This is a genomic window from Lapidilactobacillus mulanensis, from assembly GCF_003946215.1.
In the GTDB taxonomy this organism is placed as follows: domain Bacteria; phylum Bacillota; class Bacilli; order Lactobacillales; family Lactobacillaceae; genus Lapidilactobacillus; species Lapidilactobacillus mulanensis.
On the sequence record NZ_RHOW01000088.1, the window covers coordinates 1 to 2,730 of the forward strand.

Genomic DNA, 2,730 nt, shown 5'->3' on the forward strand with positions numbered 1-2,730 from the left:
CATGCCGTTCAAGAATGTGCATAAACACTTTAATTATTTGATTGTCCTCTTGACAGGAGCCGAGCCTACTCATGCCTTTTTCTTTTTTTATTTCAATTCTCAAAGAAAAATATGCACATCCTCGTACTAATTTCATTATGTTAATAAAAATAAGCCTGTCAATTGAAATATTGCAACTCGTTACCAATTATTTTTATATTGGAAGCAGAATCTTCGATATTAACGATCTCATCTTGAATATATTCGGCGGTTTTTGTGGGTATATCATTTTCACAGCAATAAAAAAAATCTTTTCCAAAGAGATAGATATATTCCGCATCGGCTAAAATTATCATAATAGTTTTTGGTGTAGAGTATTTCACTTTAATATGAATATCTCGCTTATGCATAAAGTAATAGGCTTATTTCTTTTATTTAGATGAAAACGATTGCAAATTTTTTTATATGTGCTATTGTCAACATATAGTTAAGCTTAACTGGTTAAAATTTTCAATTAAATCTTAGGGTTTTACGGAAGAAGGGGTTTCAATGAAAAAAAGAAACGGTACCAAGTCGAAAGTACTTGGTCTAGGGCTTACTCTTGTCGCATTCTTGGGATTATTTATTGGCGGTCAAACTGTGTTTGCCAATTCACAGTCAATAAATATTTCCTATAAAACTGTTGGCGGAAACGGCATAGTAAGCGGCAAGACAAATGGTGTATGGCACTATTTTGCCAAGGGACACACAGCAACACTTAAGGTTACTTCAAAAAGTGGTGCAGGCACATCATATGCAAACCTCAAAAGAAGTGTAAGTCTTTGGCTCGATAGTGACTACGGCGATGTGAACACAAAAATAGGCTCTCATAGTTTCAGCAAAAAAACTGATGTAACTTCAGGAATGAACTGAACCCCAAACATTGGACCAAAATTTAAGCTACTTTCTGGGTGGTGAGAATTTGATAATTTATCGGACTCTTGCCACCCAGTTTTGTTTTGGTCCTTGTATGATTATAATATTCTATCCACCTTGTTATTGTATCAGCTACTTCTTCTAAGCTATCAAACTTTCTCTGGTAATATACTTCAGATTTCATAATGTGAAAAAAGCTTTCCATTGGCGCATTATCCAGGCAGGTCGCTTTCCGTGACATACTCTGAAACATTCGATTATCTTTTAAAACCTTTACCCATTGTTTGTTTTGGTAGTGAAAGCCTTGATCCGAGTGCACAGTAGTTCGATAACCCAAACATTTTGGGATTTGTTTGATGGCATCTTTTAAAACATTAACTGCGAATTCTACAGTTGGATGTGATGACATCGCATAACTAATTACTTCACCTGAAAACAAATCATAAATACACGTGAAATACGCACGCTCATTAGTCGTTTGTTTACCCCAACGAATTTCAGTTATATCTGTCGTTAATTTCTGATATGGGCGATCTGTCATAAAACGTCGATTATATCGGTTAACTGCGACTGTACCAACTTTCCCTTTATACGAATTATATTTGTTCTTTTTCTTATTGAAGGCAGAGGAAAGCAGATTTAACTCGCGCATAATTCTTAAAACTCGCTTATGGTTAATTGACAATCCCATCTCCTTAAGCTGATTAGTTACCTGTCGATACCCAGCAGCCGGGACGTTGTTTTTAATATCAGTGATCAACTGTTTGACGCTTGCGTCTTTATCTTCAGTAGGCAAAGAAACCTTAATCGCGTACATAAAAGTACTTTTGGCCATACCAACTACTTTGAGAATATTTGTGAGCTTGTACTTAGACCTTAATTCTTGGATGATTTGCGCTCTTTGTCTCGTTGTGATTGAACCAAGGCCCTCAATTTTTTTAAATAATCATTCTCAATTTGAAGTAGCTCATTTTCTTCGCGTAACCGCTCAAGCTCGGTTTGCTTTTTCTTGTTTTTACCCTGTTTATCTGCAGACATAATTTTAGGCCGACCTCTCACTAAATACAGCGCGTCTATTCCGTCTGCTTCAAGTTTACGTTTCCAAGCCCAAATGGTTGATGGCTCAGATATATTGAAATGTAAAGCAGTCTCGGATAAAGAGGCGTTATTCGTTTTCAACCATTTTCAACCATTTGCCTTGACTGAACCATCATAAATAAATGTTGGTCTTCTAACTTCGAGTCCTTCTTCGCCGAATACTTGATATTGATTAACCCATTTAAGAATGGACGCATCTGACTTGATACCGTATTTGCGTGCAAGTTGACCGATCCCAATCGAAGAACTTAGACATATGAAAACCCTCGATATCGGATTTGGTCCAACATCGGGGGTTCAGTTCAAAGGACCAAAACAAAACTGGGTGGCAAGAGTCCGATAAATTATCGAATTCTCACCACCCAGAAAGTAGCTTAAATTTTAGTCCAATGTTTGGGGTTCAGTTCATTTTTGTTTATTAATGGCTCTGGTAATACTACATCTAGACTGTTTATTTAGTATCTTCAAATAATCCATGTATAACCGACCTAGTAAAACCAGCACTCCAATCAAATAGAGCTTCGTGATTATCATATGCTTCTTTTGCCTCAACATATGGAATAACATTAGTGGATGAACCTAAATACATATCAGTCACAAACAATTCGACCATCTTTTTACCTCTTATATTAACAACTTTTGCTGTGGTGTGTGTTGGCATTATTTTCTCCGGGAGTGTACAATATTTTGTGTAAATAGTAATTGAAAAGGGAAGACCTTCCCCGTATGATTAAATCG

At 36.3% G+C, this 2,730-nt stretch carries 3 protein-coding genes and 1 pseudogene; 2 read left to right on the top strand and 2 right to left on the bottom strand.

Going from position 1 to position 2,730, the window contains the following annotated elements; all coding sequences use genetic code 11:
- Positions 1-71 precede the first annotated feature (71 nt).
- Together EKM67_RS11040 and EKM67_RS10545 are read left to right on the top strand one after the other, a co-directional pair.
- On the top strand, positions 72-326 hold the full coding sequence (locus tag EKM67_RS11040) for a VanZ family protein (RefSeq protein ID WP_225417380.1): 255 nt from the start codon (positions 72-74) through the stop codon (positions 324-326).
- 202 nt (positions 327-528) lie between these two features.
- Positions 529-891 (top strand): hypothetical protein, encoded by a 363-nt coding sequence (locus EKM67_RS10545; protein ID WP_125578936.1) that lies wholly within the window; start codon positions 529-531, stop codon positions 889-891.
- 22 nt (positions 892-913) lie between these two features.
- On the opposite strand, the pseudogene EKM67_RS10550 reads toward EKM67_RS10545, so the two are convergent.
- Together EKM67_RS10550 and EKM67_RS10555 are read right to left on the bottom strand one after the other, a co-directional pair.
- Positions 914-2,265 (bottom strand): annotated as a pseudogene (locus tag EKM67_RS10550) (IS3 family transposase).
- A 178-nt stretch (positions 2,266-2,443) separates the two neighbouring features.
- Positions 2,444-2,653: a hypothetical protein gene (locus EKM67_RS10555; protein WP_125578937.1), complete on the bottom strand. Its 210-nt coding sequence runs from the start codon at positions 2,651-2,653 to the stop codon at positions 2,444-2,446.
- Between the last annotated feature and the right edge of the window lie 77 nt (positions 2,654-2,730).